The organism is Pseudomonas sp., assembly GCF_050739655.1.
Taxonomy (GTDB): Bacteria; Pseudomonadota; Gammaproteobacteria; order Pseudomonadales; family Pseudomonadaceae; genus Aquipseudomonas.
On record NZ_JBOIBY010000438.1, the window covers coordinates 1 to 5,410 of the forward strand.

At 61.5% G+C, this 5,410-nt stretch carries 2 protein-coding genes; both read right to left on the reverse strand.

Features of this window, described 5'->3' with window-relative positions; genetic code table 11:
- On the reverse strand, window positions 1-3,222 hold a 3,222-nt coding region (locus ACRESJ_RS21205), incomplete at its 3' end, for an Hpt domain-containing protein (RefSeq protein WP_431759647.1).
- Window positions 3,223-3,272: 50 nt separating this feature from the next.
- Complete coding sequence (locus ACRESJ_RS21210) at window positions 3,273-5,333, reverse strand: methyl-accepting chemotaxis protein (protein ID WP_431759648.1); 2,061 nt, start codon at window positions 5,331-5,333, stop codon at window positions 3,273-3,275.
- Window positions 5,334-5,410 lie beyond the last annotated feature (77 nt).

Below are 5,410 nucleotides of genomic sequence, written 5' to 3' on the forward strand. Positions count from 1 at the left end.
TTTCGCGAGCGAGCTCGCTCCTACAGGGGGCAGGGTTTTTTCCAGTTCGGCGGTGACATCGGATAGTTCGCGAATGCTCAGGCTGCGGCTGCCATCACTGCGAATCAGGCCCATGGCCGACGGATCAAGACTCTCATCGAGCAAACCATGCAAGGCGCGGATCCGTTCCGGGCGCGGGCTGATTTCCTGCCCGGCGGCCAGCTCATCGAGCATGTTGATCAGCGCTTCATGGGCACTTTGCGCCTCTTGGAAAAACGCCTCGCTGACAGCCAGGCTGCTTTCTTCCACGGCACCATAAAGGTCCAGCAACGCTTCGCAGAGTTCGTCCACCGGATGCAGATCGGCCAGATGCGCGCCTTCACCCAGGGTGGTCAATTCATCCAGCAGCGCGCTGAGTTCCTGGCGCTCCCCGGGGTGTTGCTGCCAGCGCTGCAACAGGCTTTCGGCGTCGAACAGGATGTCCATGCCCTGGGCCAGGAAGTTGTTGATCAGCTGCGGATCACGCTTGATCCGTAATCCGGTACTCGGCGCTTCCAAAAGATTTTGCAAACGCTCGGCCAGCATCGCCTTGGCCCGTTCGATCAAGGCACGGGCGTGGGGAATTTCAGCCAGGGGATCGCTCCTGAGCTGGCGCAAGCCAAGTCGGAACAACCCATGCGCCTCCAGCAGCAGTTCAACCTCGTCCAGATCCAGCGCCAGCTGGTGAGCCTTGTACTCGCGCGCCAGTTGATCCAGCGGCGCGGCCAGCTCGGCAATCGGCAATACGCCCGCCATCGACGCGCTGCCCTTGAGGGTATGCAGCGCACGCTGCAATTCGTCACTGGCCTGCAACGGCATGAGTTCGGCGGCTTGATCGAGGAAGCGACTGAGGCTGCCCAAATGGGTTTCGGCTTCCTTGCGGAAGATCTCCAGCAACAGCGGATCAAGGGCCGTGACGTCCTGGGTATCCTCGTCGCATGCGGACTCCTCGCCTTTGGCCAGGGCATGGGCACGGGCGGCCAACTGGTCGACATCGTTGCGCTGGCGCTGGGCATTGGCGGCGTATTCAGCCACCAGTTCGGGCAACAGATGGAGTACATCACCCAACAACTGCTGGACCGTGGCGCCCGGTTCCACGCTGTTTTCCAGCACGCGGTTGAGCAGGTTTTCTACCGACCAGGCCAGTTCGCCAAGTACCAATGCGCGAACCATCCGACCACTGCCCTTGAGGGTATGGAAGGCGCGGCGCAGTTCACTCAGGGCCGTTCTGCTATCGGGATTGATCGACCAGCGCGGCAGGTATTCACGAAGGATTTCCAGAACCTCATCGGTTTCTTCGAGGAACACTTCCCGCAGCTCATCGTCCACCGGCTCTTCGCCTGACGGAGGCGGTAACAGGCTGCCTGGCGTATCGAGCGCCGGAGGGTTTAGGGCCGATACCGGGTTCGCCAACACATCGGCCAGGGTCTGGACGATGGCGGACGCGTCACGCTCCTGCTGCTGTTGCATGACCTGCGCTTCGCTGGGGCTCAGCACATCCTCAAGCACCGGCACCTGTTGTTCGCTGGGGAAGCATCCGAGCGCAGCCAGGCTGGTTTGCGCGACGTCGAGCAGTTGTTCGCCTGGGGCCTGCGGGTCATCGCTCAGGCGTTCCAGGTAATACTCGAGGCTGGTGATGACGTCGGCGAGGCTATCGAGGGCCTGCCAACCGGGCTGATCCGGATCAAGCAGCAAGTGCTCGCAGATGAAGTGGTTGCAAGTCTCGATCAGGCTGGCGGCCCTGCTTAACGGAATCATCGCCAGTGCGCCACGCACCTGGGTCAGCAATGCCGGCAACGGCTGAAGGTGCTGACGATCCCAGTCGGCGTCGATGTAGTCGACGATCATGTCCTTGGCTTGTTGCAGGCAGATGCGCGTTTCCTTGATCACGATCTGATGGATCTGCGTCAGGTCGGTGGTCGGCAGGCGACTGTCCTCCTGGCTCTCGGGCTCCACCGTGCCGACCATGCCGGCCAGCGTGGCTTCGACATAGAGCAAGGCGCCGGCGACATCCATGAGGATCGCATCGTCGGGCGCGCGCTGGCCTTGGGCGAGGCTCAACACCATCGCCAATTGATCGATGATGACCTTTCGTGGCTGGCCGAACCCAAGCACCGCCAGGGTGTCGGCGATTTGCCGCAGGGGTGCCAGCAGGCTATCGAGATCGGAGGCGTTTTGCCGGTCGCTGCGCACGAACAGATCGAGGCGCTCCTTGACCCGCACCAGCTCTTCGCACAGCGCGGTCAACACCGAACGCATGGCATCGCGGTCGGGACCGGCCAGCCGTGCGCGTTCTTCATCGACCATCGCGCTGTCAGGTAGCGCGTCGTCCAGTCCGTAGCGATCTTTCATGGTCAGCATCTGCCCGGTGGGGTGTTCGGCTTTGGCAATGTAAAACAGCAAACTCTTGAGCAAGTCGGCCGGCGGTGGCTGATTGATCGCAGACATGCCCTGTTCGAGCAGGCGCTTGAGTTCCTTGTCGGCGTCCTTGAACAGGCTGCGCAAGGCCGGACTGTTGGCAATGACACCGCCGCGCATGCCTTCGACCAGTGCCGAGGCAACCTGCCACAACGGACTCAGCGGCGCATTGGCGCAGAGACCTTCGAGTCGGGTGAAGACTTTGGCCAGGTAACCGAGATGAGTGTCGTCGTCCTGTTCACGCAACAGACCGACCAGCGCCATCTGCAACATCTGCCGCAACTTGCGCAGCACATTCGGCAACTCAGGCGGTTCCAACGACGCCAGCGATTCTTTGTCGAGGGGTTGCAGATCCGGCAATTGCGGGCTGAACAGGCTGGTTTCCGACAACCGACTTTCGCCACGGGCGCTGCGCAGATCGTTAATCAGCGGCAGAACAACCAAAGGCAAATCACGGCGGGCGCCTTGCACGCGGTCGAGGTAGGTCGGCAGTTGCCCCAGCGCTTGCAGCATCAAGTGCAACGCCTCGTCACGATGACTGACGCGACCTTCCTGCAACGCGGCGACCAACTGCTCCATTTCTTCGGCGAGCAGAGCCGCCCCGTAGAATTCGACCATCTGCAAACTGCCGTGAACCTGATGGATGCAGGCCAGGCATTCGCTCAGGGCGTGCGTCGCCTGCGGGTCATCAAGCTGGGTTTCGATCGCGTGATGAGCCTGCTTCAGCGTTTCGGCAATTTCGCCCTTGACCCATTCAAGGGCCACATAGTCGTGCCGATCACCCATAACCACTCCAGTCCCCACTTCAATCAAATAGCCTGCGCCCGTGGGCGGATTCAAGCGTTGTCCGCCACCGAAACCTTGGTGTCGGGCAAGGTGAAACCGGACACCGAGCGCCGCAACTGGCTGGCCATTTTCGCCAGGTTTCCGATGCTCTCGGCGGTGGCGGAAGAACCGGACGAGGTCTGCGTGGTGATCTGCTGGATCACGTTCATCGTCAGGGAAATCTGACCGGCAGACGACGTCTGTTGTTGCGCCGCGTTGGAAATACTCTGGATCAGCGCCGCCAGGGTTTTGGATACACCTTCGATTTCCTCCAGGGCCACACCCGCATCCTGCGCCAGACGCGCGCCGCGCACCACTTCGGTGGTGGTCTGCTCCATGGAAATCACTGCTTCGTTGGTGTCGGTCTGGATCGCCCGTACCAGGGTTTCAATCTGTTGCGTGGCCTTGGAGGAGCGCTCGGCCAACCGTTGCACTTCATCGGCAACCACCGCGAAGCCGCGCCCGGCGTCACCGGCCATGGAAGCCTGGATCGCCGCATTGAGGGCCAGGATGTTGGTCTGGTCGGCGATGTCGTCGATCAGGCTGACGATGTCGCCGATTTCCTGGGACGATTCGCCCAGGCGCTTGATGCGCTTGGCGGTGTCCTGAATCTGTTCGCGGATGTTGTCCATGCCGTGAATGGTGTTGTGCACCACCTCGTTGCCCTTGTTGGCAATCTCCACCGAACGCTCCGCCACCGCCGAGGATTCGGCGGCGTTGGCCGACACCTGATCGATGGACTCGGCCATGTCGTTGATGGCGGTGGACGCTTCAGAAATCTGTTGCGCCTGATGTTCCGAGGCCTGCGCCAGGTGCATGGCGGTGGCCTGGGTTTCCTGCACGGCAGAGGCGACCTGGCCGGCCGTGAGGTTGATGGTCGTCACCAGATCCCGTAGCTGATCCACTGAGTAGTTGATGGAGTCGGCGATGGTGCCGGTGAAATCCTCAGTCACCGAAGCGGTCACGGTCAGGTCACCGTCGGCCAGATCCTCGATCTCGTCGAGCAGGCGCATGATCGCGTTCTGGTTGCGCTCGTTCTTCTCCGCGGTTTCCCGCAGCTGACGATTGGTTTCGCGCACCATTACAAGGCCGATGAGGATGATCGACATCAGTGCCGCCAGGCCCAGCACGTAGCCGCCGATGGTGTCGGTGTCGCGCCCGCCGGCAAGGTTTTCGAACCCGCTGGCCAGGTGCGAGGCTTCGTCGAGCAGGGTTTGCGACAGGCTGAAAATATTGGTCGCCGACTCACGAACCTTGAACAGCTCCGGCGAGGTTTCGAGGATTTCATCCACGGAGCCTGAGACGAACTCGAACAACTCGGAAATCTCGACCAACCGCGCACGCGCGTCGTGGTCCTCAACCTGGCTGACCCGCAACGCCTGGTTGCCCTGGAGCATGCCATTGAGCACCTGGCCGAAACGCGCCGCATCGCGACCGAAGGCGTCGGCGGCCTGTTGCGAGCTTTCGTCCCCGGACAACACCGTGTTGACGGCGCCCAGAATTCGTTCGGCCAGCAGCGATTGCCGCTGGGCCATCGCCACCTGCGCGGCTGGAGCTCCGCGTTGCAGGAGTATTTCCACTACTTTTTCGTACTCGACCTGCAACTGCGGCACGGTTTCGGCCAGGGTTGCGGCAACCTGATGCAGCGACAGTACGGTTTGTTCGCTGGAGAGGATGGCGTCGGTGTTTTTCAGCAAGCGCTCCCAGTCCAGTTGCACGGCGCGCATTTCCGGGCGCACGGTAGCCGGTGCCGGTGGCAGGCCGGTGGATGGGTCACCTTTCTTCAGATAGCCCCAGCGCCGGGCAAAATCATTGCGCGCATCGCTGAGCAATTTGAACGCCGCCGCCTTGCCGGCAGCCGCTTCGGTGGCGTTCTTGGCAATGCGTTGGGACAGTACGCGCAGCTCACCGGCGTGGCCGATGTACTGTTTGTCGTAGGTGGCTTGGGTATTGAGGTACGCGAAGTTGGCGAACAACAACATGATGAAGATGATCAGCGCGATGAACAGCACGATGATCTGCGACCGACTGCGCGACCCTTCCATTGGCTTGCCTGTTTTTGCTTTTGTCATCGGTCTTCGCCTGTTAACCCACCCACTTCAAACCTGACACGATCCCTGTGGGAGCTGGCTTGCCAGCGATGCAAGCG

Bases quoted from the DNA above. Each gene is read 5' to 3' on its own strand.
- ACRESJ_RS21210 (WP_431759648.1), bottom strand. From the start codon at position 5,333: ATGACAAAAGCAAAAACAGGCAAGCCAATGGAAGGGTCGCGCAGTCGG.